The sequence below is a fragment of the Amycolatopsis sp. NPDC051102 genome (assembly GCF_040682815.1).
Lineage (GTDB): Bacteria > Actinomycetota > Actinomycetes > Mycobacteriales > Pseudonocardiaceae > Amycolatopsis.
Genome location: NZ_JBFBBT010000035.1, coordinates 38707 through 64504, shown reverse-complemented (window position 1 = coordinate 64504; position 25798 = coordinate 38707). Strand labels below are relative to the sequence as shown.

Genomic DNA, 25798 nt, shown 5'->3' with positions numbered 1-25798 from the left:
CCGCACCGAACGACGAGCCAACGTCCACCAAGCCATCCTCAGCCTGGCCTGCTCCGTAATCTGCCTCCGCAAACTCATTCTGAACTGAGTCCTAAACCCGCCTCCAGCAGCGCCGGACGAGGAGTATCCGACGGAGTTGCGACGCCGGGCGACGGCGATCGCCACTGGCAGCCTTCGCTACGCCTGGCGGGGTGTGGGTGTAGGCCCGTAGCCGTGGGCTGCGGGCCTTTCCCATCTTCAGGCTGCGAAGGGCAGCGGTTGGTGCAGGTTGTTACGCCTGGGTTTTCGATGTTTGTCCAAGAACACCGGTGGCAGGAACTCCGGGAGGCCATCGGGAGCGATGCGGACTTCCCAGCCGGAGCGGTGCAGCAACCGGTGGTGGTGGGCGCACATCAACACCAGATTCCCCAGATCGGTGGGACCGCCCTCGGCCCAGTGCCGGATGTGATGCCCCTGGCAATGCCGGGGCGGGCGGTGACAGCCCGGGAAGGCGCACCCGCGGTCGCGCAGGTACAGGGCGCGGCGCAGGCCAGCGGAGATCAACCTGCGGAGACGGCCGAGGTTGAGCGGTTCGCTTTTCTCGCCCAGCACCGCGGGGATGACCATGCTGTCGCAGGCATGGATCCGCGCCTCGGCCGCGGAGATCCGGCCGGTGTCACCCAACGTCGCCGCACCCACCCCCGACTTCAAGTCAGCCAGGGAGACAGCGACCAGGACGTGGGCACGTTCCCCCGCCTGCATCGGCAGCTCTGGGGAGTTCAACGCCAAGTCGAGAGTGTCGGAGAAGGCGTCGCCGTAGCGTTCCTGCGGGGACCGCAGATCCGGACCCTCGTCGGTGGTGCGGCGCTGCGCCAACGCATCCAGCAGGGCGCTGGCGCGGGTACCTGTCTCGTCGTCGAACCTGCCGTGCAGTTCCCAGATTCCGGATCTTTTCCGCCGCAGCGACAGTTCGCGGGTCGGGGTGGCCGGTTCGGTGTCCTCGGGTTCAGGGCCGTCGGGGTCCAGGTGGGCCAGGATCCGCGCACCGAGCGCAGCGACCTGCTTGTGCCCGGCCTCGGCAGCGAAGGACAGTAGATGATTCTCGGCGGTGTCGCGGTGCTCGGGCGGGATATCGGTGAGGGCACCAACGATCACGTCGATCATCGGGGTGCTCAGCCGACCCGAGCGAGCCGCAACACCGGTGGCCGGGGCCAGGGCGGGAATGGGGGTGCCATCGAGAGCGCGGCCGGGGTTGAGGGCCCGGGCACGTTGCACCACCCGCTCCGCCGCCGCCTTCGGCACATCCGCGAGGTGCTCGAGAAGCCGCGCGAGGGAACGGTAGCCGAACAGCTCCATCACCCCGCGCTGCTCGATCTCCACCAACACAGCACCCAGCTCGGCCTCAGCAGAGCGGATGGCCGTGAGCAGCTCACCGACACGGTCGGCCAGCGCCACCGCCTCGGCTTCCTGCATCACGTTCGGGGCCATACCTCAACAATACCGCCAATCGAACACCTGATCATCACACGAACGGGTGCAACCAGCGAAGCGGCATCCCAGCCACACCAGGAAACTCGCACGGCTAACGAGACCACGATTCGAGCGCGATCAACGTCTTCGTCCCGGTCACCTGGTGGTGCCGGCGGATCTCGTCGATCGTCTTCTGCAGGTGGGCCATGTCGCGTACCCGCAGCCACACCAACGCATCCGGATCGCCCGCGATCGTGAACACCGCCTGGGCCTCCGGCATGCGCGTTGTCGTGCGGAGGATCTCTGCCACCTTTGTGTTGCCCACGAACCTCAGCTCGGTGAACGCCTCGATCCCCCAGCCCAGTTTCGCGTGGTCGACCTGGACCGTGAACCCGGTGATCACCCCGCTCTCCCGCAGCCGGTCGATGCGGCGCTTGACCGCCGCCGTGGACAGCGTCACCCGGTCCGCTATGTCGGACAGCGTCCGGCGGGCGTCCTCGCGCAGGAGGCCGAGGATCTCGTGGTCGGTGGCGTCGAGCAGCTCTTCGGGCATACGCCGGAGACTAGTCACACGCAAAAAACGGCGTCAAACGCGGCCAAGGCGCTCAAAACCTTGCGCGAGAGCCGCCGGAACCTCCGGAACTGTTGCGTCCGTGTGGCCCACGTCGCACTCTCCCCCGAAGCACGAAGCACGAAGCACGAAGCGAAGGGAGCTGCGCCGTGGAGACGTTCACGCTGGAGGACCGCTATCTGCGGGAGGCGGGGACCGTGCACCTGACCGGGGTGCAGGCCCTCGTCCGGCTGCTGTTCGACCGGGTGCGCCACGACCGCGCCCGCGGTGGTGACCCCGCCGTCTTCGTCTCCGGCTACGAAGGCTCGCCGCTGGCCGGCTACGACCTCGAACTCGGGCGCCGCGCCACGCTGCTCGAGAAGCACGACGTCGTGCACCGGCCAGGGCTCAACGAAGAGCTCGCCGCGACGTCGGTGATGGGCAGTCAGCTGGTCACGTCCGCCGGGGGACGGCGAGGCGTCACCGGCTTCTGGTACGGCAAGGCGCCCGGTCTCGACCGCGCCTCCGACGCCCTCCGCCACGCCAACCTGGCCGGCACCGATCCGCGCGGCGGCGCCGTCGCCCTCGTCGGCGACGATCCCAACGCCAAGTCCTCGACCGTTCCCTGCGCGTCCGAGCTCGCGCTCGCCGATCTCGCCATCCCGGTGCTCTTCCCCGCCGACGCCCAGGACGTCCTGGACCTGGGGATGCACGCCGTCGAGCTGTCGCGGGCGAGCGGGTTGTGGACGTCGCTGAAGGTCGTCGCCAACGTCGCCGACGCGTCCGGCACCGCCACCGTCAGTCCTGAGTGGACCGCGCCGGAACTGCCCGGCGGCTACCGGCACACGCCGACGACACGGCTGCTCGGCGCCGACCTCGCCGCGCTGGAACGCAGCCTCTTCACCGTCCGGCTCCCGCTGGTCCTCGACTACCTGCGCGCGAGCCGGATCAACCGGATCACCGCGCGCGGGCCGGCCGACCGGATCGGCATCGCCGCCGCCGGGAAGTCCTATCTGGACCTCCAGCAGGCGATGCGCACGCTGGGTCTGGACGGCCACGGCATCCGCGTGCTCAAGCTGGGCGCGATCCATCCCCTCGAGCCCGCCGTCGTCCGCGAGTTCGCCGACGGCCTCGACGCCATCATCGTCGTCGAAGAGAAGCGCGCGTTCGTCGAAACCGCGCTGAAGGAGCTCCTCTACGGCGTCCCCGACGCGCCGAGGATCGCCGGCAAGAAGGACTTCGACGGCCGGACGCTGTTCACCGAGCTCGGCGAGCTGGACCCGGACGGCATCGCCGCCGGGCTGGCCAGGGTCCTGCCGGAAGGCATCCCGTCGGTCGACGCCTACCGGGGGCGGCGCAAGCGCGAGCGCATCGCCGTCCCGCTGCTCGCGCGGACGCCGTACTTCTGCTCGGGCTGCCCGCACAACTCCTCGACGAAGGTGCCGGAAGGGACGCTCGTCGGCGCGGGCATCGGCTGCCACACGATGGCCCTGTTCATGGAGCCAGACCAGGTCGGCACCGTCCTCGGCGTGACGCAGATGGGCGGTGAAGGCACGCAGTGGATCGGCATGGCGCCGTTCGTCGAGGCGGAGCACTTCGTCCAGAACATCGGCGACGGCACGTTCACCCACTCCGGCAGCCTCGCCGTGCGCGCGGCGGTCGCCGCCGGGGTCAACATCACCTACAAGCTGCTCTACAACTCCGCCGTGGCGATGACCGGCGGCCAGGACGCCGTCGGCGGGCTGCCCGTCGAAAAGGTCGCGGAGCTGCTGCTCGTCGAAGGCGCGAAGCGGGTCGTGATCACCAGTGAGGCGCCGGCGAAGCACCGGAAGCTGCCCGCCGGCGTCGAGGTCCGCGACCGCACCGAGCTCGTGCGCACCCAGGAAGAGCTCGCAGCGGTCAAGGGTGTCACCGTGCTGATCCACGAGCAGGAGTGCGCGGCCGAGAAGCGCCGGAAACGCCGTCGCGGCAAGCAGACCGCCCCCGCGACGCGCGTGGTGATCAACGAACGTGTCTGCGAAGGCTGCGGCGACTGCGGGACCAAGTCGAACTGCCTGTCCGTGCAGCCGGTGGCGACCGAGTTCGGCCGCAAGACCGCGATCCACCAGTCGTCGTGCAACGTCGACTACTCCTGCCTGGCCGGCGACTGCCCGTCGTTCGTCACCGTCGTGCCCACCGGGCGCAAGCGCCGCCGGAAGCCGGCCGAGCTGGCCGCCGACGCGGTCCCGGCGCCGGAGACGCCGGCGAAGGACTTCACCGTGCGGATCACCGGGATCGGGGGCACCGGGGTCGTCACCGTGACGCAGATCCTCGCCACGGCGGCGGTGCTCGACGGGCGGCACGTCCGCACGCTCGACCAGACCGGGCTGGCCCAGAAGGGCGGCGCGGTCGTCTCCGACCTCAAGGTGACGGCGGAGCCGGTCGAGCAGGCGCCGAAGCTCGCCGCCGGCGAATGCGACCTCTACCTCGCCTGCGACGCGCTCGTCGGCGCGGACGCGGCGAACCTCGGCGTCGCCGACCCGGCCCGCACGACCGCCGTCGTCTCCACGACCGAGGTGCCGACCGGCCGGATGGTCGTCGACACGACGGTGTCCTTCCCGGACACCGGCAGCGTGCTCGCGCCCCTCGAGGCCGCGGCGAAGCGCACGGTGTCGCTGGACGCGCGCGGCCTGGCCGAGGAGCTCTTCGACGACGACCAGTTCGCCAACGTGCTGCAGCTCGGCGCGGCTTTCCAGACCGGCGCCATCCCGCTGCCCGCGTCGGTGATCGAGCGCGCCATCGAGCTGAACGGCACCCAGGTCGCCGCGAACCTGCAGGCGTTCCGGCACGGCCGCCGGCTCGTCGCCGAACCTCCGGCGGAAGCCCCGGAGCCCGTGAAGACCGCGGCGAGGCCCACGGGGGTGCGGAAACTGGTGCACGCCGAGCCCGGCTCCGAGCTGGCGCGGCTGCTCGACATCCGGATCCCCGACCTGATCGCCTACCAGGACAAGGCCTACGCCCGCGCGTACGCGGAGTTCGTCGAGCAGGTGCGGGTGCTGGAGGACGGGCCGACGGAGCTCACCGAGGCCGTCGCAAAGCACCTGTACAAGCTGATGGCGTACAAGGACGAGTACGAGGTGGCCCGGCTGTCGCTGGACCCCGCGTTCACCGACGGTCTGGAGGAGCAGTTCGGCGTCGGCACGCGGTACGCCTACCGGCTGCACCCGCCGGTGCTGCGGGCGCTCGGGATGCGGCGCAAGATCAGCCTCGGCCCGTGGTTCCGCCCGGCGTTCCGGCTGCTGCACGCGCTGCGGCGGCTGCGCGGCACCCGGTTCGACCCGTTCGGCCGCGCCGAGGTGCGCCGGGTCGAGCGCGAGCTGATCGAGGACTACCGCAGCGTCGTCCTGCAGGCGTTGCGCGCCGGGGACGCCGGCCGGGCGCGGGCCCTGGCCGAGCTGCCTGACCTCGTCCGCGGCTACGAAGACGTCAAGCTGGCCAACGTGGCCCGGTACCGCGAGCGGCAGGCCGAGGTGCTCACGCCCGCAGGTAGCTGAGCATCGCCTGGGCGCCGTCGGGGACGCGCAGCTTCGCGCTGACGTCCCCGGCGTGCTGCCGGGCCGCGGCGGTGCCGATGCCGAGCAGCCGGCCGATCGTGGGCACCGAGTGGCCCTCGGCCAGCAACGCCACGACCTCGCGCTCGCGCGCGGTCAGCGTCGCCACGGGGTCGCCCGGCCGGGGTCGGGCCAGCTGGACCGCCACGACGTCCCGGTCCAGGACCGTGCCGCCGGCGGCGACGCGCCGCAGCGCGTCGAGGAACTCGCCGGGCTTGCCGACGCGCTCCTTGAGCAGGTACCCGGCTCCCCCGCCGCCCGCGGCCAGGAGGTCGCCCGCGTAGCCGTCTTCGATGAACGCCGAAAGCGCGAGGATCGCCAGGCCGGGCACACGCCGCCGGGCTTCGAGAGCGGCGCGGAGCCCTTCGTCGGTGAACGTCGGCGGCATCCGGACGTCGACGACGGCCAGGTCCGGCTCCGCGGCCTCGACCGACGTCACCAGGTCGGCGGCGTGGTCGACGGCGGCGACCTCGAAACCCTCGCTGCGCAGGAGCAGCACCAGCCCTTCCCGCAGCAGGGCGTCGTCTTCCGCGATCACGATCCGCACGGCGGCTGCCTCCTCGCCTCCACGTCATCCCCTGCCTGGATGCACGGACGCGCGGGCGGAAGCGGTTCAGCCCTGGCCGGACCAGCCGCTCAGCCGGGTGAGGAGACGCTCCAGCACCTCGGGGTCGGCGGCCACCGGGTCGCCGGAGACGGGCTCGTCGACGAGCGTCCGGCGGTCCTGGCGCCGCGGCAGGCGCACCTGGCGCGCGGTCATCCCGCCCGGCAGCGGCAGTTCGCACCAGGTGGTGCGGCCGCCGCCGTCGGCCGGGGCGACGCCCAGCCGCTCGCCGAGCCGGGCCTGCGGCTCCGGCCGGCCGGGGATGTCGTCGTCGACCTCGATCGAGAGCACCTCGGCGCGCAGCCGCAGCCGCAGCGTGACGAAGGCGGGCGCCTTCGGGTCACTGGCGTCGATCACGGCCTCGACCAGCCGTTTCGCGGTGGCGGTCACCTGCTCGAGCATCGGCATCAGTGACCAGTCGGTGAGAATCAGGCGGACGAACAGCTCGGTGACCGGCAGCGCGCTGGGCTGCGCGACGAGCCGGATGTCGTCCATCTGGGAGGTGTGCGCGCTCAAACCTGACCTTCCTCGCCCAGGTGCGGCCCGTGCCGCAGTCTGCCAGTCCGCCCGCCGCGGCACGGTACCGCCCGTGCCGGGCGTTGCTACCGTCGGGGCCATGGGTGAGCTGGTCGAAGACGAGACAGTACGCGCCGCACGGCTGCTGGACGCGCAGGCCAAGGCGGTCGAGCTGTTCGCGGCGGTCGGCGAACGCGGCATCCTCGTCCCCGGCGTCCGGGAGACCGAGGCCAGCGACGCGATCCGGGACCTGGCCGGCGAGCTGCTGGGCATCCGCCGGTACTGGCACAAGCGGATCGTCCGGGCGGGGATCAACACGCTGCAGCCGTACCGGCAGAACCCGCCCGACCGGGTCCTCGCCGAGGACGACATCGTGTTCGCCGACTTCGGCCCGATCTTCGAGGAGTTCGAAGCGGACTTCGGCCGGACGTTCGTGCTCGGCGACGACCCGGTCAAGCACCGGCTGCGCGACACCCTGCCGGTGGTGTTCGACGCCGGCCGCGCGTACTTCGCCGCGCGGCCGGACATCACGGGTGCCGAGCTGTACGCGCACATGGTGGAGCTGGCGCGGGAGGCGGGCTGGGAGTTCGGCGGCGAGATCGCCGGCCACCTGGTCGGCCAGTTCCCGCACGAGACGATCGACGGGGACCGGCTCGAGTCCTACATCGCGCCCGGGAGCGATTACCCGATGCGGCGGCCGGACCGCAACGGGCAGACGTCGCACTGGATCCTCGAGGTGCACCTCGTGGACCGCGAGCTGGGCATCGGCGGGTTCCTGGAGCAGCTGCTGACCCTCGGGCCCGCCGCCGGCTCCTGACCTTTCAGACGCGGGCGGGGACCCACAGCTCGTCGATGGCGCGTTCCGCCGCCGCCAGGCTCTCCTCGGCCAGCGGGATGAGCTCGGCGAGCGCCGGGCGGACCGGCGCCAGCGTGAGCTCCGCCGTGATGAACCGCGGCTCCAGCCCGGTCAGCGCGACGCCGTGGGGCAGCCACTGCTGGGCGTGGTCCCAGCCTTCGCGGGGCGTGCCTTCGCCGTAGCCGCCCCCGCGGCTGGCCAGTACGACGAACTCGCGGCCGCCGAGCAGGCCGGCGGACGTCTCGGGGTCGACCGAAAGACCCGGGGCGATGAGGTGGTCGACCCACGTCTTGACGCTGCTCGGGGCGCCGAAGTTGTACAGCGGCAGGCCCAGCAGCACCGTGTCGGCCGCCTTGACCTCGCCGACGACCTCGACGATCCGCGCCCACGCCGCCGCCTGCTCCGGCGTGTGCTGCTCGGGCGGCACCGTGCCGGCCTGGCCGCCGGCCGTGTCGACGTGCGGGAGCGGGTTCGCGCCCAGGTCGCGGTAGGTGACCGTGCCGTCCGGGTGGGCGGCCCGCCACGCGGCGGCGGCCCGCGCGCTCAGGCGGCGGCTCACCGAGCGGTCGCCCTGGATGCTCGAGTCGATGTGGAGGAGATGCGCCATGTTCTTAGCCGTCCATAGATTGTTGGTGTAGGACAAATCATTAATAGCACACCGACCATTGCTGAGCCCATATACTGGGCACATGTCCTCGCTGCCGGTCGTCAACCAGCCGCCCCACCGCTGCGGCGCGCTGATCGACCACCTGGCGCGCCGGCTGCGGCTGCGCAGCGAGTCGGTGCTGGCGCCGCTCGGGATCCGGCCACGGCACCTCATCGCCCTGACGGTGCTGCGCGACCGTGGCGAGAGCTCGCAGCAGGACCTGGCGAAGATCCTCGAGATGGACGGCACGAACGTCGTCGGCCTGCTGAACGACCTCGAGGCGGAGAACCTCGTCGAGCGGCGCCGGTCGACGGCCGACCGCCGCCGCCACGTCGTCGAGCTCACCGACGTCGGCGCGAAGCTGCTCGCGCGGGCCGAGTTCGCGCTCGCCGCGGTCGAGGACGAGGTGTTCAGCACCCTCGGCGACGACCAGCGCGAAACGCTCTACGAACTCCTCCAGCAGGCGACCCGCAAGACGGGTACGGAAGCCTGCCGCGAAGCCGATCCGTGCTAGCCGGCCGCGAGGATCGCTTCGAGCCCGGACGCCTGCGTGCGCCAGTCCGCCGCGTTCGGCGTGGTGCCGGTCCAGCGCTGCCCGATCCGGTCGAGCGCGTCGCGGTCGCCGGTCCACAGCGCGTCGGCCTGCTTCTGCGCGAACGCGCGGTAGGTCGCTGAGCCCGTCGCGGCGGCGAGGTCACCGAAGTAGCGCATGAAGATGCCCTTGAACTGCTTCTGGTTGTCGTCGCAGGACGCCGTGCCGGTGTCGCAGGATTCGACGAGCACGCCACCCGAGGTGAGCCGGGCCATCGCGGCGTCGGCCAGCCGCTTCGCCGCGTCCAAATAGGACTGGACGCCGGTGGCGCGCCACAGTTCGAGCAGGCCGCCGATCCCGAGCCCCTGGTTGTACGTCCAGACGGTCTGGCCGTTGTTGGCGCACGCCGCCGTCAAGCCGTCGTTCACCAGGCCCGCGCCGTTGACCAGGCCGCTGCCGAGGTACCAGTCGCCCGCCGTGCGGGCTCGCGAGCCCCAGACCGTGTCGCCGGCGATCCGCCGGTGCAGGGACGCGGTCAACCGCAGGTACAGCCCCGAGGTGACGGCGTTCTTGTACGTCCGCTCGCGGTCCCACCAGACCCCGCCACCACAGGTGGAAGTGTCCCAGAAGCCGTGGACGTAGTCCGCGATCGTCGTCGCTTCGGCGAGGTAGCGCGGGTCGCCGGTGCGGTCGTAGACGGCGATCCAGGCCAGCCCCCACCAGGCACTGTCGTCGATGGCGCGGCTGCGGAAATCCCCGTCGATCGGATCGGAACTCCGCGCCCCGGCGGGAAAAGCGACACGGTTGACGTCGAAGGTGCGCGCCAGCGCGGCGTCGAACCCGCCCGCGTCGGCGACCGCGGTGACGGCGACCGCCGAGTTCCACCAGCTCGACGGCCACCACGCGGCGTACGGGTCGTAGGACCACATCAGCGCATCCAGCGCCCCGGCGGCGCGGGTCGTCGCCGGCCGCGCCCAGGCCGTGCAGCTGCCCTGCGCGTGGGCGGCTTCGCGACCGCACGCCCGCACCGCGCCACCGTAGAGCCGTCCGCGGGGATCGCGCGTGGCGAACGCCGCCGTGTGGGTGCCGGTAGCACCCGCGGGGACGCTGGTGCGGCCGAGCGACGAGCCGTCCGGCCAGCTCGCGCCGGCGTCCCACGACCGGTCGAGCCAGACCTCGTCCCCGGCCCCGCCGGCCTCGACACCGGCCCAAGCCAGGCCGCGGCCGTCGAAGTGCAGCCGGATGGTGCGGCCGAAGAGCGTGGTGGGCGCCACCGGCTGGCTGTCCCCGGCCGCCGGGGCGCTGCGGTCGCAGGCGCTGTCGCAGACGTCGGGGTAGATCCACGCGGTGCAGCCGACGCCCTGCGCGTCACCACAGGCCCGGACCAGGCCGCGGCGGTGGTGCGCGGGATCGGTGAGGTTGTACATGAGCGTGCGGGTGCCGGTCCAGGTGCCGGGGATGCTCGCCTTGCCCAGCAACCCTTCCCAGGAGGCACCGCCGTCCCAGGACCGGTCCAGCCAGACGGCGTCCCCGGCGACGCCCTGGTCGATGCTCGCCCACGCCATGCCATCGGGATCGTCGGCGTGCAGCCGCAGGAGGCGCCCGTTGATCACTTTGTCGGGCAGGGGAAAGGTTTCCCGCGCGGCCTGCGACGGATCTCGGGTGTCACAGAAGGTGCCGCACACGGCGGCGGCTGCCGTCGCGGCGGGGGCCGGGGTCAGGGAGGCGAGCACGAGCAGCAGCACGAGCAATGTCCGCATCGACATCCCTCTCCACGCACGGGGTTCGTTCCAGGATAGGAACTCCCCCGGCGGTTTCGAAGGATTCTGTCCGGTTGCGGTGAATTCCGGACAACGGTTTGCCTCAGTCCGGTGGGAACAGCCGCGGCATGAACCGCAGCATCAACGCCGACCAGACCACGTGCGTCAGCAACGGGGCCTGTACCCCGCCCGACCGCCCGCGCTGCCAGGCGAACAGCGTGCCCATCGCCGCCGATGCCAGGACCAGGGCCGGGTTGCGCGTCGCCGTTGTCGACAATACGTACGCCGCCGTCGATCCGGCTGGGCCGAGCGCGCCGTACAGCGTGCCGCGGAAGAACACCTCCTCCGCCGCTCCCGTCGCCAGCGTCGTCGCCGCCACCGAGGCCGTCGGGCCGCGGTGGGCGTGGTCGAGGACGCCGGTGATCGCGCGGCGCAGCGGGGGGATGCGGCGGGCCACCAGGGCGCACCCGTAGAACGCCGCGAACGCGCCCACGCCCGCCGCCACCGGCTGGGCGATGTCGCGGCGGCCGCGGGAAACCGGGCCGGTCGCCTTGGCTCCCGCCAGCCAGGTCGCCGCCACCGACGCCGTCAGGACGTGGAACCGGCGGGATCCCGGACGGCTGGCCAGGGACGCGCCGAGCAGGCCGGAGCCGGCGGCCGTCACCGCGGCGAGGACCGCCTTCACGCCGTCCGCCGACTCTTCGCGCGCTCGCCCAGCGCCTGCAGGACGGCTTCGTCGTAGCCCATCGGCTCGAACTCGACGATCCGGCGGATCGCGTCGTCGCGGACGACGACCTCGTTGGTCATCGAGTCGATCAGCGCGCGGCCGGTCGTGACGTCGATGTCGGTGACGAGCGACAGCCAGTACGACGACAGGCGCGGCGACAGCAGCGGGACCGGCAGGATCAGCAGCGGACGGCCCTGGATCGCCGCCACCCGCTGCAGCATGTCCCGGTACGCCAGCACCTCGGGACCGCCGATGTCGAACGTCCGCCCGGCGGCGTCCGGGTGGTCGAGCACGCCCACCAGGTAGCGGACGACGTCGGCGACCGCGATCGGCTGGGTGCGGGTGTCGACCCAGCGCGGGGTGACCATCGCCGGCAGGTGCTCGACCAGCTGGCGCGTCAGCTCCCACGACGTGCCGCCGTGCCCGATCACGATCCCGGCCCGCAGCACCGTCACCGGCACCCCGGTCTCCCCCAGCAGCCGCTCGACCTCGCGGCGGCTGGCCAGGTGCTCCGACAGCGAGTCGCCGTCGTCCCCGAGGCCGCCGAGGTAGACGATCCGGCGCAGGCCCGCGTCGGCCGCAGCCCGGGCGAACGCCCGCGCGGCGTCGGCGTCGCGGCGCTTGAAGTCCGCACTGTCGAGTGAATGCACGAGGTAGTACGCGGCTTCGGCGCCCTTGAGCGCGTCACGCAGGGAACCGACGTCGGCGACGTCGCCGCGGACGGCCTTCCCGGCGCCGCGGTACTTCGCGGGGTGGCGGGTCATCGCGAGGACCTCGTGCCCGGCGGCTTCGAGCTCCGGGCACAGCCGTCCGCCGACGAACCCCGACGCCCCGGCCACCAGCACCCGCATGCCCGCGACGTTAGCCGGGACGGCCTTCGCGCGCAGATCTTGCGCCACCGGCGAAGCAGACCGCGGCGACCACCCCGGCGCAGCCGGCGAGCTGCGCCCACCCCGGCGTCTCGCCGAGCAGGACGATGCCCAGCAGCACCGCGCCGACCGGCTGCAGCAGCATCAGCGTCGCCCCCGTGGTGGCCGACATCCGCGGCAACGCGGCGGAGATGAGCAGCCACCCCGCCAGCTGGCCGACGCCGGCGAGCGCGAGCAGCCAGCCGAACGCGGGCCAGCCCGGGGTCAGGTCGAGCGTGCCGGTCGGGATGCCGAGCACCACGGCGACCGCGCCCGCGGACACCGTCGCGAGCACCAGCGAGTGCGCCTGCGCCCCGGTGCCGCCGGTGAGCCGGATCAGGAACAGGTAGAGGGCGTACCCGGCGCCCGCGAGCAGCGCGGCGACGGCCCCGGTCACCGGATCGGGGCCGAAGGAGCCGGTGCCGGCGAACCCGCCGGCCAGCACGATCCCGCCGATCAGCACCGGCGCCGCGGCGAGGAACCGCTTCGACGGCCGCTCGGCCAGGAACGCGAACGCCAGCAGCGGCACGATCACCACCTGCACGGCGAGCAGGACCGTCGCGATGCCCGCGCCGACCCGCGGGATCGCCTCGCCCCAGAGCACGAAGTCCAGGCCGAGCCCGGTCCCGGCCAGCAGCGGGAGGAGCACCCGGCGACGCGGGGCCGGGCCGGCCTGCCGCCGTTCGCGCGCGGCCAGCAGGAGCAGCACCGGCAGGGCGAGCAGGCAGCGCCAGAACGCGCTCGTGCTGCCGCTGGCGTGCGAGACCTTGATGAAGACCGACGACAGCGCGATGCAGAAACTGCCGAGCGCGGCGAGCAGCCGCGGGTCGAAACGGCGGGTGAACGTCCGGGCGGGCCGGGAGGCGGTCGTGGTCACCCTTCCAGCGTGCGGGCGGCAACTGTCAAGGACAAGCGAATGTTTCTGCGCGGATTCCAGTAGCATCGCTACCGTGTTCGGACTTGAACGGATGCGGGCGCTGCACGCCGTCGCCACGCAGGGCTCGGTCGCCGCGGCGGCCGCGTCCCTCCACGTGACGCCGTCGGGCGTGTCGCAGCAGCTGGCGAAACTGGAACGTGAAGCAGGTCAGCCGCTGCTGGAGCCGCGCGGCCGCGGGGTCCGGCTGACGAAGGCGGGCCACGTGCTGGCCGGGCACGCGGGGCGGATCCTCGCGCAGGTCGCCGAGGCGAAGGCGGACCTGGAGCTGCTGCGCGAGGACGTCATCGGGCCGCTGCGGGTCGGCGCGATCCCGACGACGGTGCACGCGCTGCTGCCGCCCGCGCTGGCCACCCTGGCCGCGCAGCACCCGCGGCTGGCGGTGACGCTGCACGAGGGCGAGGCGGAGCACACGATCCCCCGGGTCGTGTCCGGCGACCTCGACGTCGCCGTCGTGGAGAGCTGGTCCGACCGCCCCACCGCGATCCCGCCGTCGGCGGCGGGCACCGCGCTGTTCGCCGACGTCGCCGACCTCGCCCTGCCCGCCGGGCACCGGCTGGCCCACCGCAAGACGGTCGATCTGTCCGAAGTGGACGATCTGCCGTGGATCGGCTGGACCGCCGGGTCCGGCTGCCACGAGTGGCTGGTGCAGGTGCTGCGCAAGCAGGGGCTGGAGCCCCGGATCAGCTGCACGGTCGGCGGCTACCCGACGCAGCTGGCCCTGGTGGCGGGCAACGTCGGCGCCGCGCTGGTGCCCCGGCTGGCCCGAGACCGCCTCCCCGACGGCGTCCGCATCCTGACCACGCGTCCCGCCCTGACGCGGACGATCTTCGCGATCTGCCGGGCGGGCGAGGAGGACACCGGCGCGGTGCGGGCCTGCCTGGACGCGCTGCGCGCGGCCTCGACCCGGTTCGAGGGGACGGCCCGGGCGGTCAGCTGAGGTCGCGGATCGCCTGCACCACGGCGTCCTCGCGCTGGATGTGCAGGAACTGGTGCGCGGCGTCGTCGAGCACCCGGTGCTCGCCACGCGGGACCGCGGCCGCGATCGACGCGTGCAGGTCGCGAATCCCGCGCTGGGCCGCCACGATGAGCTCTTCGGAGCCGAACTGTTCCCAGTACGGGTTGCGCCCCATCGCGGTGAGCACGATCAGCGGGACGTCCGGGAGCGCACCGCCGGCCCGGAGTTCAGCGTGGACGGCGTCCTCGTCCTTCGTCTCCTCGAGCACCGTCCGCCAGCTGCCCAGGTGGTGCTCGACCAGCTTTTCCCGCACGTCGGACGGCCACTTCGCGAACAGTTCGGCGTACTGCGCCCGCGCGGTCCGGAGCTGGTCCTCGGTCAGGTCCGGCAGGTCGGCCGCGGCCTGCTTCATCCGTTCGTGCAGCTCGGCCGCCTCCGCCGGCAGGTGGGCGAAGAGGTCTTCGTGCCCCGGATCCAGCAGGAGCAGCCCGGCGACGTCGGCCGGGAAAAGCTGGGCGAACCGCCGGGCGTAGGCCGCGCCGAGGGAGTGGGCGGCGAGCACGTACGGCCCTTCGACGCCGGCGGCCCGCAGGAGGTCCCGCAGTTCCGTCGCCACTTCGGCCGCGGTGCGCGGCAGCGCGACCGGGTCGCTCCAGCCCGTGCCCGCGCGGTCGTAGAGCACGCTCGTCGTGAACTCCGCGGCCGCGGTGTGGATGTTCAGGTAGTCCAGGCCGACGAGCCCGGCCCCCGGCAGCACCACGACGGGCGGCCCGCCGGTACCCGCGCGGTCCAGCAGCAGCGTGCGGCCGTCGACGTCGTAGGTCCGGCCGCGTGGCAGTTCGGTGCTGAGCATGGGTCCCTCCAGAGTCTGCATTCTCAACTTTGAGAACGGTATCACGCATGAGAACATAAGCGCGTGGATTCTCTGAACCTGCTGGTGCACCCGGTGCGGCTGCGGATCGTGCACGCGATGGCGGGCGGCCGGACCCGCACGACGTCCGAGCTGTGCGAACGCCTGCCGGACGTCTCGAAGGCGACCGTCTACCGGCACGTCGGCGTGCTCGCCGACGGCGGGATCCTCGAGGTCGAAGGCGAGCAGCGGGTGCACGGCGCCGTCGAGCGGCGCTACCGCCTGCGCCGGGAGCGCGCCGTGGTCGACGAAGCCACCGCGGCCTCGGTGTCCAAAGAGGACCACCGGCGCGTGTTCGCGACCGCGATGGCCGCGCTCATCGCGGAGTTCAACGCCTACCTCGACCGCGAGGACGCCGACCCGGCCGCGGATCTCGTCGGCTACCGGCAGCACGCGCTGTGGCTCAGCCGCGCCGAGCTGACCGACCTGATCGGCGAGCTGCGGGAGGTCATCGTGCGCCGGATGGGCCACGAACCCACCGCGGACCGCGTCCGCTACCTGCTGAGCCCCATCCAGTTCCCGGCCGCCGGCCCGGCTACCGCGGACGGCTGAGCCGGGCCACCATCTCGGTGACCAGCCGCCCCGGGCGCCGGTGGTGGACCACGAAGATCTCCCGCGCCGGCCGCGCGTCCGCGGCGTCGCGCACTTCGATGCGCTCCGAGCCCACCCGTTCGAGCACGCTCTCCGGCACGAAGGCGATGCCCAGCCCGGCCTCCACCAGCGCCAGGATCACCTGGTAGTCCCGTGTTTCGTAGGCCACCCGGACCCTGACGCCGGCGGCGTCGGCGAGCTGCTCCAGGCAGGCGCGGTTGGGCACGCCCGGGCTGCCGGAGATCCAGTCCTCGCCCGCCAGGGCCCGCAGGGTGAGCCGGCGGGCGTCCGCCTTCGCGTGGCCCTTCGGCAGGATCAGCCGGAACCGCTCCGAGCGCAGCAGCGTCCGCTGCAAGCCGCGCGGGTCGGGCAGCGGGGCGCCGGGATAGCGGTGGGTGATCAGCAGGTCGAGGTCGCGCGAGCTGACCAGGCCGTACCCGTCCGGCGGCTCCAGGTCCAGCAGCCGCAGCGCCACGCCGGGGTGGTCGCGGCGGAACCCGGCGAGCGCGGCGGGCACCAGGGTCATCCCCGCGCTCGCGAAGGTGCCGACAGTGAGCTCCTCGTCGAGCAGGGCGCTGACCGTCCGCTCGGCCGCGCGCAGCTCCCCGACGATCGCCTCGGCGTGGACGAGCAGCTCCTCCCCGGCCGGTGTGAGCGTGACGCCGCGCGGGTGGCGGTGCAGCAGCCGGGCGCCGACGTCCCGCTCCAGCTTGGCCAGCTGCTGCGAGACGGCGGAGGGCGTGAAGGCCAGCCGCTGGGCGGCCGCGGCGATCGAGCCGGCGTGCGCGACCTCGGCCAGCACGGCCAGGCGGTGGGCGTCGAGCACGGGACCTCCAGCCGTAAGCGTCGCTAATGCCAGCATAGGAGACCTCGCTGGTGCTTACGGCGGCCCGCGCGCATGCTGGAGCCATGATCAGCACAGCGGACGTGGCACGGGCGGCCGCGCGCATCGAGGGCCGGATCCGCCGGACGCCGGTGTTCGCGGACGACGGCGTGTGGTTCAAGCTCGAACACCTGCAGCACACCGGGTCGTTCAAGGCCCGGGGCGCCTTCAACCGGATCCTCGCCGCCGACGGGCAGACCGGCGTCGTGGCCGCGTCGGGCGGCAACGCCGGGCTCGCCGTCGCCCACGCCGCCCGCGAGTTCGGCCTCCCGGCGCGCGTCTACGTCCCGGCGACCGCGCCCGCCGTGAAGGTCGCGAAGCTGCGGCAGCTCGGCGCGGCGGTGGAGCTGGTGGGCGAGAAGTACGCCGACGCCTACGACGCCGCCGTCAAGGACGCCGCGGACTCCGGCGACCTCTTCTGCCACGCCTACGACCAGCCGGACATCTGCGCCGGGCAGGGCACCCTCGGCCTCGAGCTGCTGGAGCAGGCCGGCGACCTGGACACGATCCTCGTCGCGGTCGGCGGCGGCGGGCTGCTGGCCGGTGTCGCCGCCGCGGTCGAAGGGCGGGCGCGGGTGGTCGGCGTCGAACCGCGCACGATCCCGACGCTGCACGCCGCCTTGGCCGCGGGCGAGCCGGTCGCGGTCGAGGTCTCCGGCGTCGCCGCCGACTCGCTGGGCGCCTCCCGGCTCGGCGACATCGCCTTCGCGGTCGCCACCCGGGCGAACGCGGGCTCGGTGCTGGTCGACGACGCCGCCATCCTCGAAGCCAGGACGGCGCTGTGGGACCACTACCGCCTCGCCGTCGAACCCGGCGGCGCGACGGCGTTCGCCGCCCTGCGCTCCGGCGCCTACCGGCCGGCGCCGGGCGAACGGGTCGCCGTCGTGCTGTGCGGCGCCAACACCGACCCCGCGACGCTCACTTCCCCGACAGCCGCTCCACCACCGGCGCGAACTCCTCGAGGAACGCGCCGTTGACGCTGAAGTAGGACACACCCTGTTCCTCGCGACGGCGTTCCAGTTCCGCGGCCATGTCGTCGACGTCGCCGCGGAGCAGGCCGAGCGAGTCGTGCTCGATGAGCGTTTCGGCGTCGACGCCGATGAACCCGCGGATCCACGGCGGCACCTGCTCGCCGACGACCCAGATGTTCATCGCGAGCTCGACCTCGCGATCACCGGCGGCGGACCGGATCTCCTCGACGTGCCCGGACATCTCCTCGCGGGTGGTCAGCACGCCGCCGGCGAGGGTGACGATGTCGGCCTTCAGCCCGGCGAGACGGCGCACCTTCGGCCCGCCCGCGGCGATCATCACCGGCGTGTGCGCGTCCCCGTCGAGCCGGCGGACGTGGTCGATCGTCTCGGAAATCGAGTCGAGCCGCTCCTGCCCGGACCCGTAGGGCAGCCCGAGTTCCCCGGCCTGCTGCCGCATTTCCGGCCGTCCGGTGCCGAGGCCGAGCTCGAACCGCCCGTCCGTGACGACGGTCAGGCTGCGCGCTTCCCAGGCCGCCGCCCGCGCGGTGCGCAGCGGGCTCGCCAGCACGAACGAGCCGACGCGCAGCTCGGTCGTCGCCGCCGCGGCGGCCGCCAGCGCGGCGGTCGGCGACGGCATGTTCAGGTTGTCCGGGCACAGCAGCGTCGAATAGCCGAGTTCTTCGGCCCGGCGGGCGGTGGCGAGCCACTTCGCGCCGCCCTCGGTCGCCCCCGCGACCACGCCGAACCGGAACGCCTTCTGCGGCATCGAAGCACCCCCATGTCGTTGGTCCTTCGATCAAACCACCGGTGCGCCCGGCCGTGCCACCACGGCCGGGCGCGCGCCCGGTCTCAGCCGCGCTGGTACTCCTCCCACGTGACCTTGGCGACCTGCGGGCCGTCGTCGGCGCCGCGACCGGCCAGTCCGTTCATGCCCAGGTAGTAGTCGCCGGTCTGGTGCTGGGCACCCGAGGACAGGTCCGGGTCGGAGATGGCCATCGCGTGGATGTGGTACTCGAAGCCCTGCGCCGGCGTCCGGTACCAGGCCGCGAACCCGACGTTGCGCAGCGCCTTCAGCAGGGTGTTCCGGGTGGTCGTCGACATGCCGGACACCGAGATGTCCATCGCGCCGCCGCCGTCGTGCGTCCCGGCCGAGGCGTCGACGCCGCCGGGGTTGTACGAACCCTGCGTCAGGGTGACCTGGAAGCCCGCTTTTCCTTCCGCCGCAACGAGCATCGCCTTGGTGCGGGTGTTGAGGGTCTTGCCGTGGTAGGTCACCTGGCTGCCGGCGGAAACCGCGTCGGTGACCGTGTACCGGCCTTCGCCCAGCTTCTCCAGCGAGGTCTTGCCCGGCAGGCCGGAAGCGTCGAGCCCGGTGTAGCCCAGCGACTTCTGGTACTGCGAGTACGCCGTGATGGTCGTGGTACCGAAGTAGCCGTCGACGTACTGGCTCGCCAGCAGGCCCTTCGCCTGCAGTGCCTGCTCGACGAGCAGGACGCTGTCGTGCGCACCCGGGGTCTGGGTGTCGTCGGCGCGGCGCGGGTCGATCTGGGCCGCCTTCAGCACGGCTTCCATGTTCGCCGTGGGCAGCGCCGTCGTGGCCGCAGTCTCGGCCTGAGCCGGTGCGGCCACGGCGAACGTCGCGGCGGTGAGCGCCGTGAGCACGGCGGCCTTCGTGAACATCCTTGTCCTCCAGGGGTCGGAATCTCTTCGGTCACGAGGATCACCGAACCGGATACAAGGGACGTACAAACCGGATCCACCTCGCCCGGAAGGCGGGCAGCGCCGCCGAGCCCCCGTAAACTCTAGGGGGGTACGGTAACAGCGGCCGTCACGATGTGTAACCCTTGCCACAACACCTTCGGGATCCCACTGGTCCAGGCGTGTTGACGAGCGTCACGGAGAGTTTCGACGGCCCCCCTCTGGACGGTGCCGTGCTCGTTTCGTAACCTGTTCGAGATCTCGCGGCCCCCGGTCGTCCACAGACGGCGACGCGAGATCGCCGCCGATACCCCCTTCCGGGTACCGGACCCCTCCGCGGGCTCTTCCTGTTGCGGTCGAGCGCGCCCCGGGCACGGGCGAGGCCCCCGACTCGCCGTCCCGGTACCCGTCGGCGGCCGATCAGCAAAGGAGACCCGCGCGAGAATGCGTTCGCATCCCGTCAAGCGCGTGGTGTCAGGTGCCCTCGCCGCGGCCTCGGTGATCACTGTCGTCACCATGGCCCAGCCGGTGGCCACCGCCGCCCCCGTCCCCGTTCTCCAGGCCCCGCCCACCGGGTCGGACGCCCTCGCCAAGTACCGCGACCTCGCGGCGCAGGCGGAAAAGCTCAACGAAGACCTGCTCCGCGCCCAGGACGACCTGACCGCCAAGCAGGGTCAGCTCGACAAGGCCAACGCCGACGTCACCGCCGCGAAGAACGCCGGCGCACAGGCGATCACGGCGAAGCAGAAGTACCAGTCCGAAGTGGACAAGTTCGCCGGTGCCTCGTTCACCAGCGGCGTCCAGATGAACAAGCTGTCGGCGCTGCTGGCCGGAACGTCCACGCAGGACTTCCTGGACCGGTCGGCGGCGCTCGAGGTCATCGCGACGGACAAGAACGCCGCGATGGACAACCTCTCCGGCGCCGCGGAGAAGGCGACGGCGGCGGAGAAGGCGGCGACCGACGCGGCGAAGCGGGCGCAGGACGCGCGTGACGCGGCGGCGAAGCTGGCCTCGGACATCGAGGGCAAGAAGAAGAACCTCCAGGCGCAGATCGACCAGATCGAGGCGCAGAGCCGCAACCTCAGCAGCTCGGACAAGGCCGCCCAGAAGGACACCGGCGGCGCGGCGCCGAACGTCAAGGCGCCCAGCGCGGCGGCGCAGAAGGCGGTCGACGCGGCGCTGAGCAAGCTCGGCAGCGCGTACGTCTGGGGCGCCACCGGGCCGAGCACGTTCGACTGCTCGGGCCTCATGCAGTGGGCGTACAAGCAGGCCGGGATCAGCCTGCCCCGGACGTCCTCGGCGCAGGCCGGCTTCGGCACGCCGGTGTCGCGGGACCAGCTGCAGCCCGGCGACCTGGTCGCCTACTACTCCCCCGTGTCCCACATCGGCATGTACATCGGCGACGGCAAGATGGTGCACGCGCCGACGAGCGGCGACGTCGTCAAGATTTCGCCGCTGCTGAGCCAGTACGCGGGAGCCACGCGCCCCACGGCCTAGCGTCCCCGAGGTGCCCCGTGCCGCAGGTGTAGAAATCGCGGAACGGGGCACTTTTCGCGCATGGACGACAACCCTGACGCCGCCACGGTCGAAGCCGTCGGCAAGGTCACCGAGGCGCTCGAGACGATCGAGCGCGCTCGCGGGCACCTCTACTCGTTCCACCAGCTGACCGGCAGCGCGGACCTGGCGCTGGGCGAAGCCGTGGAACAGCTCGAGAAGGCCGGCCACGGCGACTGGGCGCGGCGCATCTCCGAGGAGCTGATCGGGCTCAACGTGCTCCCCGATCGGTGGACGTTCCAGGTCGTCGAGGAGTACGACGACGGCTACTACAAGGCGTGCCGGGACCTCGAGCGCGAGCTGCTCACCTCGCTCACCGGGGGCCGCCGCCACCTGCACGAACAGCAGATGAAGGACGACCGCCGCACCCACGGCAGGCCCGGCCACGAGGCAGGCACCCCGAGCACGCCCCCGGCAGGCTCGTGACCGGCGATCGTCGGACCCCTGCGCTACAGTCGGCCGCAGACGAACAGATGTTCGACCACCCTTGGAGGGAGCAGTCATGACGGACCAGGTGGAGCCGAACCCGGAGAAGGACCCCAGCGACTGGACCACCGGCGACGAGCCGATGACCGGACCGCAGAAGTCGTACCTGCAGACGCTGGCGCAGGAAGCCGGCGAGGAGGTGCCGGACAACCTCACGAAGGCGGAGGCGTCCGAGCGGATCGACGCCCTGCAGAAGACCACGGGCCGCGGCGCCTGACGGCTTGACCGGCGGCTGCGTCGGCGCCGAGAAGAGCCGGCGAGGCTGTGCGCGACGCCACGGCTTGCCGTCCGCCCGGGTGGGTAGTCAGCGAAGAGATGCCCGACTCCCCGAAGGAGGACATCCTCGTGTACCTGACCGTGCTGCTCGTCGCCCTCGCCGGACTGCTCGTGCTCGGCGGGGTGGCCCTGCGGGAGCTGCCGAAACCGTATCCGCTCACCGCGAAGCGCACCCTGGTCGTCGCCTGGGTCGTGGCCGCCGGCGGATTGGGCTGGTGGGCTGTCGATCCTGGCGCCGGTGCGCTCGTCGTGCTGGTCGTCGGGCTCGGTTTCGTCGTCGCCACCCTGAACCGGGAGCCCGAACGGCCGTCCTACCCGCAGGCCACCCCCTACCAGCCGCCTCGATGAGTGAAGGCGCGCCGACCGGGTACCACCCGGGCATGTCGCAACCGAACGAACAGCAGCCCGAGATCGCGCGGCCCGGCACCCCGGATCCGGGGCGGGCCGAGGACGATCTCTACCGGCCTGGCCAGGGCGAACCGCCGGCCGGCGTCGAGGACGCCGAGGGTGCCGGGCAGAAAGTGATCGGCGAGCTCCGGGAGCGTCGCGACGCCTGAGCGCTCAGGCTGCTGCGGGGATGGCCGTGCCCGTCACCCGGAGGAGGAACTCGGCGTTGGAGCCGGTCTTGCGGAGCTGGTCCAGCAGCTGCTCGATCGCGTGCGGCCCCGGCAACGCCCGCCGGACTTCGCGCATCGCCGCGAGTTCGCCCGGCGTCACCAGCAGTTCTTCGCGCCGGGTGCCGGACGCGGCCACGTCGACCGCCGGGAAGACCCGACGTTCGGCGGTTTTGCGGTCGAGCTTGAGTTCGGCGTTGCCGGTGCTCTTCAGCTCCTCGAAGAACACCGTGTCGGCCAGGGAACCCGTTTCCACCAGGGCCGTGGCGATGATCGTGAGGGACCCGCCGCCTTCGACGTTGCGGGCCGCACCGAGGATCCGCTTCATCGGCTGCAACGCGGCCGCATCGACGCCGCCGGACAGTGTCCGGCCGGACGGGCGCGCCGACAGGTTGTACGCGCGGCCGAGGCGGGTCAGCGAGTCGAGCAGCAGGACGACGTCTTCGCCTCGCTCCACCAGGCGTTTCGCGCGCTCGACGGCGAGTTCCGCCACCGCCACGTGTTCGGCGGGCGGGCGGTCGAAAGTGGACGCGATCACTTCGCCGCGCACGGTCCGGCTCAGCTCGGTGACCTCCTCCGGCCGTTCGTCGGCGAGCAGGACCAGCAGCCGGCACTCGGGGTGGTTGGCCGAGAGGCCGTGGCCGATTTCGCTCAGCACCGTGGTTTTCCCGGCTTTCGGCGGCGAAACGACCAGGGCGCGCTGCCCCCGGCCGAGCGGGGTGACGAGGTCGATGACGCGGGGCAGCAGCCGCGTCGGCGTGGTTTCGAGCAGCAGCCGCCGGTCCGGGTGCACCGGGACGAGGTCGGCGAACCGGGGGCGTGGTTCGGCCGGGTCGGCGCCGTTGACGCTGGTGATCTGCTCGGGGGTGCCGGTGATTTCGTCGCCGGGCCGCAGGTTGTGCTTGCGGATCAGGGCGAGCGGGAGGGCGACGTCGTCGGGAGCCGCCCGGTAGCCGGGCCGGACGTAGGGGGTCTTGCCGGACAGGTCGAGGATTCCGTGGAAGGACATGGGTGTCTCCTCATGAGGTGATCGGCGCACGCGAAAATGGGCGTGACCGGGAAATGAAGGAAAGAGGCCGAGCGGCCTGGATCCGGGGAGCTGCCTCCGGGCGGCCGAGGGGCCGGCATCCGCGAGGAGCGCCTCCACTGTAGCGAGACATCTCACGAAGCACAACGGGTAAGACTCCGTGGCGGTGGGTAGTTCACAGGAGAAGCCCGCCGCAACGGGGGAACCGCGGCTGATCGATGGGAGCGAATCGTGTATCGACATACCCCGGAAACTGGCGTCGATACGGGCGAGAAGTCCGACGCCGACCAAGCCGGGACCACGGCACCCGGGCACGTCGCCGCGGGACCCGTGGTCGCCTCGACCTTCGAAGAGCTGGCGCCGGCGCTGCCCAATGAGATGGCCGGCCTGCGCCGCAAGCTGATCCACTGGCTGAACGAACTCCCGCTCGACCCGGACAGCACGCACGACATCACGCTGGCGACGTACGAAGCCCTGGCGAACGTGGCGGCCCACGCCTACCCGGACGGCCACGGCTGGGCCCGTCTGCAGGCCCGCCGAGTGGGCGACGCGGTGACGGTGACGGACACGGGCTGCGGGATCAAGGCAACCCGCCCCCGCGTGGCGGGCCTGCGCACCTCCGGCGGCCGCGGCCTGCTGCTGATCGACCAGGTGACGGACCAGTCCGACGTCGACAGCGGCACCCAGGGCACCACGGTCCGCATGACATGGCGCCCGGCAGCGCTCCGGGAAGCCCACCCGGCCTGAGGAAGCGAAGCCGCCCGCCGGCTCACGAGAGATCGCCGGCGGGCATCGAGCCCCAGGCGAAGACTCATCAGCTCTGAACGCGGATCCGCGCCCGAAGTGGGCCACGCTGGAAACTCGCTCACGGCAAGGCAAATCACCTTACGCGCGCCAGGAAGCCGTGCGCGGTAGGAACTCGACGCTGCCGACAGCTTCCCGCGGAGGCAATCCGCTCGCGCAAGCGAGTCGTCACGGCGCCGGGCAGGTCACCAGGGCCGAAATACCCTCACCGTGGCCAAGCAATCCGCCCCTCCGTGCCCCGGCGGAACCCTCTCCCGCAAGCAAATCCCCCTCGCCCAGATGGCCGCGCCCCACCCTCACGGGCGCGGCCATCCAGCATCCCCCAAACCCTCCGCATCCCCCCAGTCACTCACCGCCGCAAGCCCGGCGGCTCAGGCCGCTTCGGCCAGCCGAACCAGCCGGTTCCGTGGGTACGAAACCAGCTCCCGCTCCTCGTCCGTGGTGAAGATCTCGACGGAATCCTCCCGCAACTCCGCCGAATTCACCTGCAGCTGCCACGCGGGCAGCCCCGGCGCCGGCTCGTGCCAGAACCACTGGCCCTTGGTGAGCTGGTGCGCCGGGACCGTCGCGTCGTCCGTTTTCATGTGCTGAGGCTATCCGCCACCACCGACAGTTTTTCGCACGGCCTCGGCGCGGCCGGCCTCCACTGTGACGACGGACACCACCGTCACCCCGTCGCGCAGGTCACCGTCGGCGGGGTCAGGTTCCCGCCGTGCTGGACCGTGAAGCCGATGACGTTGCCGCTGCCGTTGGGCCGGGCCGTCAGCACGTAACCCGTGCTGTCCCACGTTCCCGTGTAGTTCCAGCTGCCGATCACCTTCTGCGGCGCGTGGAACGTGATCGTGAGGACCCAGTGGTCCGTCCCGGACACCGTCACCTGGCCGTTGAAGCCCACGTTCCACTCCGCCGTCTTGAGGTAGGCCGCCGAACAGGGCGACGACGTGGTGGTGGGCGTGGTCGGCGTGGTCGTGGTCGAAGTGGTCGAAGTGGTCGTGGTGGGCGGGGTCGTGGTCGGCTGGCCGCTGCTGTTCAGGCCGAGGAACGCGATCGCGTACGCCACCATCCCGTTCTGCGGCAACACATGCCCGGCCCCCTGGACGCTGATGCCCTCGACCGGCGCCTGGGTGCCGGTGCCGCCGTAGCGCGTGCGGGTCCAGCCCGACTGCGGGGAGTCAGTCGACGACGGCGTCTGGCTCACGCCCTGCAAGTTGGTCCACTGCTTGATCTCCTCGCCGAAGTTCGGGTAGCGCAGCGTGTCGTCGGCGGTGCCGTGCCACAGCTGCATCCGCGGGTACGGGCCGCTGCGCCCGCCGCTCATCTGCCGGGCCTGGTCGCCCCACTGCTGCGCGGTCTTGCTGATCTGGCCGTTCGCGCACTGGCTGTTCCAGCTCGACCCGTCCGTGGTGCCGAAGCAGCCGGCGGGCACGCCCATGAACGCCGAGCCGGCCGCGAACACGTCCGGGTACTCGGCCGCGAGCACGTTCGTCATCATCGCGCCCGAGGAGAACCCGGTGACGTACACGCGGGAAGAGTCGACGTTGTAGCGCTGCTTGGCCCAGTTGACCATCGACAGGATGCCGACCGGGTCGCTGCCGCCGCCGCGGGTCAGGGCCTGCGGCGAGGAGACGTCGAAGCACTGCCCGCTGCGCGTGGCTTCCGGGAACACGATGACGTACCCGTACTGGTCGGCCGCGGTGACGTAGTCGTGGGCGTAGCCGTTGAACACCGCGGACGCCGAACCGGTGCAGTAGTGGATCGCGACCAGCAGCGCCGGGCGCGCGGCGAGCCGGTCCGGGACGTAGGTGTACATGTTGAGGTTGCTGGGATTGCTGCCGAAGTCGGTGACCCGGGTCAGCGTGGCCGCCGACGCCGGCTGGGCCGCCACGACCAGCACGATCGCGGCGGCGATCGCCAGCACGGCGGCGGAGAGGGCCGTGAGGAGTCTTCGCACGGA

28 protein-coding genes are annotated in these 25798 nt (G+C 72.2%); 12 read left to right on the top strand and 16 right to left on the bottom strand.

Annotated features, from left to right (window positions below; all coding sequences use genetic code 11):
* Positions 1-237: 237 nt before the first annotated feature.
* Positions 238-1467 carry a DUF222 domain-containing protein gene (locus AB0M93_RS46300; RefSeq protein ID WP_364287082.1) on the bottom strand — a complete coding sequence of 410 codons (1230 nt, stop codon included), beginning with the start codon at positions 1465-1467 and terminating at the stop codon, positions 238-240.
* Between the two features lie 94 nt (positions 1468-1561).
* The gene (locus AB0M93_RS46295; protein WP_354815557.1) at positions 1562-2002 is read right to left on the bottom strand and encodes an Lrp/AsnC family transcriptional regulator; all 441 of its coding nucleotides are present in this window, start codon (positions 2000-2002) and stop codon (positions 1562-1564) included.
* A gap of 167 nt (positions 2003-2169) precedes the next feature.
* Between AB0M93_RS46295 and AB0M93_RS46290 the strand changes: the two genes are divergently transcribed.
* Entirely contained in the window at positions 2170-5532 is a 3363-nt protein-coding gene (locus tag AB0M93_RS46290; RefSeq protein WP_364287079.1) for an indolepyruvate ferredoxin oxidoreductase family protein, read from the top strand.
* On the opposite strand, the gene AB0M93_RS46285 is transcribed toward AB0M93_RS46290, so the two are convergent.
* Both AB0M93_RS46285 and AB0M93_RS46280 read right to left on the bottom strand, forming a co-directional pair.
* Complete coding sequence (locus AB0M93_RS46285; RefSeq protein ID WP_364287076.1) at positions 5513-6136, bottom strand: response regulator; 624 nt, start codon at positions 6134-6136, stop codon at positions 5513-5515. The two genes, AB0M93_RS46290 and AB0M93_RS46285, sit on opposite strands and share 20 nt — an antisense overlap.
* 66 nt (positions 6137-6202) lie before the next feature.
* The gene (locus AB0M93_RS46280) at positions 6203-6709 is read right to left on the bottom strand and encodes an ATP-binding protein (RefSeq protein ID WP_364287073.1); all 507 of its coding nucleotides are present in this window, start codon (positions 6707-6709) and stop codon (positions 6203-6205) included.
* Between the two features lie 100 nt (positions 6710-6809).
* On the opposite strand from AB0M93_RS46280, the gene AB0M93_RS46275 reads away from it, so the two are divergent.
* Complete coding sequence (locus tag AB0M93_RS46275) at positions 6810-7526, top strand: M24 family metallopeptidase (RefSeq protein WP_364287070.1); 717 nt, start codon at positions 6810-6812, stop codon at positions 7524-7526.
* A 4-nt stretch (positions 7527-7530) separates the two neighbouring features.
* Here AB0M93_RS46275 and AB0M93_RS46270 read toward each other — a convergent pair whose 3' ends face one another.
* Entirely contained in the window at positions 7531-8172 is a 642-nt protein-coding gene (locus tag AB0M93_RS46270; RefSeq protein WP_364287067.1) for an NAD(P)H-dependent oxidoreductase, read from the bottom strand.
* A gap of 82 nt (positions 8173-8254) precedes the next feature.
* Here AB0M93_RS46270 and AB0M93_RS46265 point away from each other — a divergent pair, with 82 nt between their 5' ends.
* A complete protein-coding gene (locus AB0M93_RS46265) occupies positions 8255-8725 on the top strand; it encodes a MarR family winged helix-turn-helix transcriptional regulator (RefSeq protein WP_364287064.1) in 471 nt (156 codons plus the stop codon).
* On the opposite strand, the gene AB0M93_RS46260 is transcribed toward AB0M93_RS46265, so the two are convergent.
* The 4 genes from AB0M93_RS46260 to AB0M93_RS46245 all read right to left on the bottom strand — a co-directional run bounded on the left by AB0M93_RS46260 (position 8722) and on the right by AB0M93_RS46245 (position 13015).
* Complete coding sequence (locus tag AB0M93_RS46260) at positions 8722-10503, bottom strand: glycoside hydrolase family 76 protein (RefSeq protein ID WP_364287061.1); 1782 nt, start codon at positions 10501-10503, stop codon at positions 8722-8724. The two genes, AB0M93_RS46265 and AB0M93_RS46260, sit on opposite strands and share 4 nt — an antisense overlap.
* A 103-nt stretch (positions 10504-10606) precedes the next feature.
* Complete coding sequence (locus AB0M93_RS46255) at positions 10607-11188, bottom strand: CPBP family intramembrane glutamic endopeptidase (protein WP_364287058.1); 582 nt, start codon at positions 11186-11188, stop codon at positions 10607-10609.
* Positions 11185-12081: an NAD(P)H-binding protein gene (locus tag AB0M93_RS46250; RefSeq protein ID WP_364287085.1), complete on the bottom strand. Its 897-nt coding sequence runs from the start codon at positions 12079-12081 to the stop codon at positions 11185-11187. The genes AB0M93_RS46255 and AB0M93_RS46250 overlap by 4 nt, the downstream gene beginning before the upstream one ends.
* 10 nt (positions 12082-12091) lie before the next feature.
* Positions 12092-13015 (bottom strand): DMT family transporter, encoded by a 924-nt coding sequence (locus tag AB0M93_RS46245; RefSeq protein ID WP_364287055.1) that lies wholly within the window; start codon positions 13013-13015, stop codon positions 12092-12094.
* Positions 13016-13088: 73 nt separating this feature from the next.
* On the opposite strand from AB0M93_RS46245, the gene AB0M93_RS46240 reads away from it, so the two are divergent.
* Positions 13089-14012, top strand: coding sequence for a LysR family transcriptional regulator (locus tag AB0M93_RS46240; protein ID WP_364287052.1), 924 nt, complete (start codon positions 13089-13091; stop codon positions 14010-14012).
* On the opposite strand, the gene AB0M93_RS46235 is transcribed toward AB0M93_RS46240, so the two are convergent.
* A complete protein-coding gene (locus AB0M93_RS46235; RefSeq protein WP_364287049.1) occupies positions 14005-14883 on the bottom strand; it encodes an alpha/beta hydrolase in 879 nt (292 codons plus the stop codon). The two genes, AB0M93_RS46240 and AB0M93_RS46235, sit on opposite strands and share 8 nt — an antisense overlap.
* A gap of 63 nt (positions 14884-14946) precedes the next feature.
* Between AB0M93_RS46235 and AB0M93_RS46230 the strand changes: the two genes are divergently transcribed.
* Positions 14947-15492 (top strand): helix-turn-helix domain-containing protein, encoded by a 546-nt coding sequence (locus tag AB0M93_RS46230; RefSeq protein WP_364287046.1) that lies wholly within the window; start codon positions 14947-14949, stop codon positions 15490-15492.
* Here AB0M93_RS46230 and AB0M93_RS46225 read toward each other — a convergent pair.
* Positions 15476-16357 carry a LysR family transcriptional regulator gene (locus tag AB0M93_RS46225; protein WP_364287043.1) on the bottom strand — a complete coding sequence of 294 codons (882 nt, stop codon included), beginning with the start codon at positions 16355-16357 and terminating at the stop codon, positions 15476-15478. The two genes, AB0M93_RS46230 and AB0M93_RS46225, sit on opposite strands and share 17 nt — an antisense overlap.
* Before the next feature lie 83 nt (positions 16358-16440).
* Here AB0M93_RS46225 and AB0M93_RS46220 point away from each other — a divergent pair, with 83 nt between their 5' ends.
* Positions 16441-17391, top strand: coding sequence for a threonine/serine dehydratase (locus AB0M93_RS46220; RefSeq protein WP_364287040.1), 951 nt, complete (start codon positions 16441-16443; stop codon positions 17389-17391).
* On the opposite strand, the gene AB0M93_RS46215 is transcribed toward AB0M93_RS46220, so the two are convergent.
* Positions 17333-18151, bottom strand: a complete 819-nt coding sequence (locus tag AB0M93_RS46215) for an LLM class flavin-dependent oxidoreductase (RefSeq protein ID WP_364287037.1) — start codon at positions 18149-18151, stop codon at positions 17333-17335. The two genes, AB0M93_RS46220 and AB0M93_RS46215, sit on opposite strands and share 59 nt — an antisense overlap.
* 83 nt (positions 18152-18234) lie before the next feature.
* A complete protein-coding gene (locus AB0M93_RS46210; protein WP_364287034.1) occupies positions 18235-19065 on the bottom strand; it encodes a peptidoglycan-binding protein in 831 nt (276 codons plus the stop codon).
* 462 nt (positions 19066-19527) lie between these two features.
* Between AB0M93_RS46210 and AB0M93_RS46205 the strand changes: the two genes are divergently transcribed.
* The 5 genes from AB0M93_RS46205 (at position 19528) to AB0M93_RS46185 (ending at position 21956) form a co-directional block, all read left to right on the top strand.
* Positions 19528-20580 carry a C40 family peptidase gene (locus AB0M93_RS46205; RefSeq protein WP_364287031.1) on the top strand — a complete coding sequence of 351 codons (1053 nt, stop codon included), beginning with the start codon at positions 19528-19530 and terminating at the stop codon, positions 20578-20580.
* A 60-nt stretch (positions 20581-20640) separates the two neighbouring features.
* Entirely contained in the window at positions 20641-21063 is a 423-nt protein-coding gene (locus tag AB0M93_RS46200) for a hypothetical protein (protein WP_364287029.1), read from the top strand.
* Between the two features lie 76 nt (positions 21064-21139).
* Positions 21140-21340 carry a DUF3072 domain-containing protein gene (locus AB0M93_RS46195; protein WP_364287026.1) on the top strand — a complete coding sequence of 67 codons (201 nt, stop codon included), beginning with the start codon at positions 21140-21142 and terminating at the stop codon, positions 21338-21340.
* A 98-nt stretch (positions 21341-21438) separates the two neighbouring features.
* A complete protein-coding gene (locus tag AB0M93_RS46190; RefSeq protein WP_364287023.1) occupies positions 21439-21747 on the top strand; it encodes a hypothetical protein in 309 nt (102 codons plus the stop codon).
* A gap of 32 nt (positions 21748-21779) precedes the next feature.
* Positions 21780-21956 (top strand): hypothetical protein, encoded by a 177-nt coding sequence (locus AB0M93_RS46185; RefSeq protein WP_364287020.1) that lies wholly within the window; start codon positions 21780-21782, stop codon positions 21954-21956.
* 4 nt (positions 21957-21960) lie between these two features.
* On the opposite strand, the gene rho is transcribed toward AB0M93_RS46185, so the two are convergent.
* Entirely contained in the window at positions 21961-23022 is a 1062-nt protein-coding gene (gene rho / locus AB0M93_RS46180; protein ID WP_364287017.1) for a transcription termination factor Rho, read from the bottom strand.
* Between the two features lie 249 nt (positions 23023-23271).
* On the opposite strand from rho, the gene AB0M93_RS46175 reads away from it, so the two are divergent.
* Complete coding sequence (locus AB0M93_RS46175) at positions 23272-23787, top strand: ATP-binding protein (protein WP_364287014.1); 516 nt, start codon at positions 23272-23274, stop codon at positions 23785-23787.
* Between the two features lie 428 nt (positions 23788-24215).
* Here AB0M93_RS46175 and AB0M93_RS46170 read toward each other — a convergent pair whose 3' ends face one another.
* The gene (locus tag AB0M93_RS46170; protein ID WP_364287011.1) at positions 24216-24428 is read right to left on the bottom strand and encodes a hypothetical protein; all 213 of its coding nucleotides are present in this window, start codon (positions 24426-24428) and stop codon (positions 24216-24218) included.
* Positions 24429-24511: 83 nt separating this feature from the next.
* On the bottom strand, positions 24512-25795 hold the full coding sequence (locus AB0M93_RS46165) for a PHB depolymerase family esterase (RefSeq protein ID WP_364287008.1): 1284 nt from the start codon (positions 25793-25795) through the stop codon (positions 24512-24514).
* Positions 25796-25798 lie beyond the last annotated feature (3 nt).

What these genes read in the sequence shown, in the direction of transcription:
- AB0M93_RS46300 (WP_364287082.1), bottom strand. Translation starts at nt 1,467, where the DNA reads ATGGCCCCGAACGTGATGCAGGAAGCCGAGGCGGTGGCGCTGGCCGAC.
- AB0M93_RS46295 (WP_354815557.1), bottom strand. Translation starts at nt 2,002, where the DNA reads ATGCCCGAAGAGCTGCTCGACGCCACCGACCACGAGATCCTCGGCCTC.
- AB0M93_RS46275 (WP_364287070.1), top strand. Translation starts at nt 6,810, where the DNA reads ATGGGTGAGCTGGTCGAAGACGAGACAGTACGCGCCGCACGGCTGCTG.
- AB0M93_RS46270 (WP_364287067.1), bottom strand. Translation starts at nt 8,172, where the DNA reads ATGGCGCATCTCCTCCACATCGACTCGAGCATCCAGGGCGACCGCTCG.
- AB0M93_RS46265 (WP_364287064.1), top strand. Translation starts at nt 8,255, where the DNA reads ATGTCCTCGCTGCCGGTCGTCAACCAGCCGCCCCACCGCTGCGGCGCG.
- AB0M93_RS46260 (WP_364287061.1), bottom strand. Translation starts at nt 10,503, where the DNA reads ATGCGGACATTGCTCGTGCTGCTGCTCGTGCTCGCCTCCCTGACCCCG.
- AB0M93_RS46250 (WP_364287085.1), bottom strand. Translation starts at nt 12,081, where the DNA reads ATGCGGGTGCTGGTGGCCGGGGCGTCGGGGTTCGTCGGCGGACGGCTG.
- AB0M93_RS46235 (WP_364287049.1), bottom strand. Translation starts at nt 14,883, where the DNA reads ATGCTCAGCACCGAACTGCCACGCGGCCGGACCTACGACGTCGACGGC.
- AB0M93_RS46220 (WP_364287040.1), top strand. Translation starts at nt 16,441, where the DNA reads ATGATCAGCACAGCGGACGTGGCACGGGCGGCCGCGCGCATCGAGGGC.
- AB0M93_RS46215 (WP_364287037.1), bottom strand. Translation starts at nt 18,151, where the DNA reads ATGCCGCAGAAGGCGTTCCGGTTCGGCGTGGTCGCGGGGGCGACCGAG.
- AB0M93_RS46210 (WP_364287034.1), bottom strand. Translation starts at nt 19,065, where the DNA reads ATGTTCACGAAGGCCGCCGTGCTCACGGCGCTCACCGCCGCGACGTTC.
- AB0M93_RS46205 (WP_364287031.1), top strand. Translation starts at nt 19,528, where the DNA reads ATGCGTTCGCATCCCGTCAAGCGCGTGGTGTCAGGTGCCCTCGCCGCG.
- AB0M93_RS46200 (WP_364287029.1), top strand. Translation starts at nt 20,641, where the DNA reads ATGGACGACAACCCTGACGCCGCCACGGTCGAAGCCGTCGGCAAGGTC.
- AB0M93_RS46195 (WP_364287026.1), top strand. Translation starts at nt 21,140, where the DNA reads ATGACGGACCAGGTGGAGCCGAACCCGGAGAAGGACCCCAGCGACTGG.
- AB0M93_RS46190 (WP_364287023.1), top strand. Translation starts at nt 21,439, where the DNA reads ATGCCCGACTCCCCGAAGGAGGACATCCTCGTGTACCTGACCGTGCTG.
- AB0M93_RS46185 (WP_364287020.1), top strand. Translation starts at nt 21,780, where the DNA reads ATGTCGCAACCGAACGAACAGCAGCCCGAGATCGCGCGGCCCGGCACC.
- rho (WP_364287017.1), bottom strand. Translation starts at nt 23,022, where the DNA reads ATGTCCTTCCACGGAATCCTCGACCTGTCCGGCAAGACCCCCTACGTC.
- AB0M93_RS46170 (WP_364287011.1), bottom strand. Translation starts at nt 24,428, where the DNA reads ATGAAAACGGACGACGCGACGGTCCCGGCGCACCAGCTCACCAAGGGC.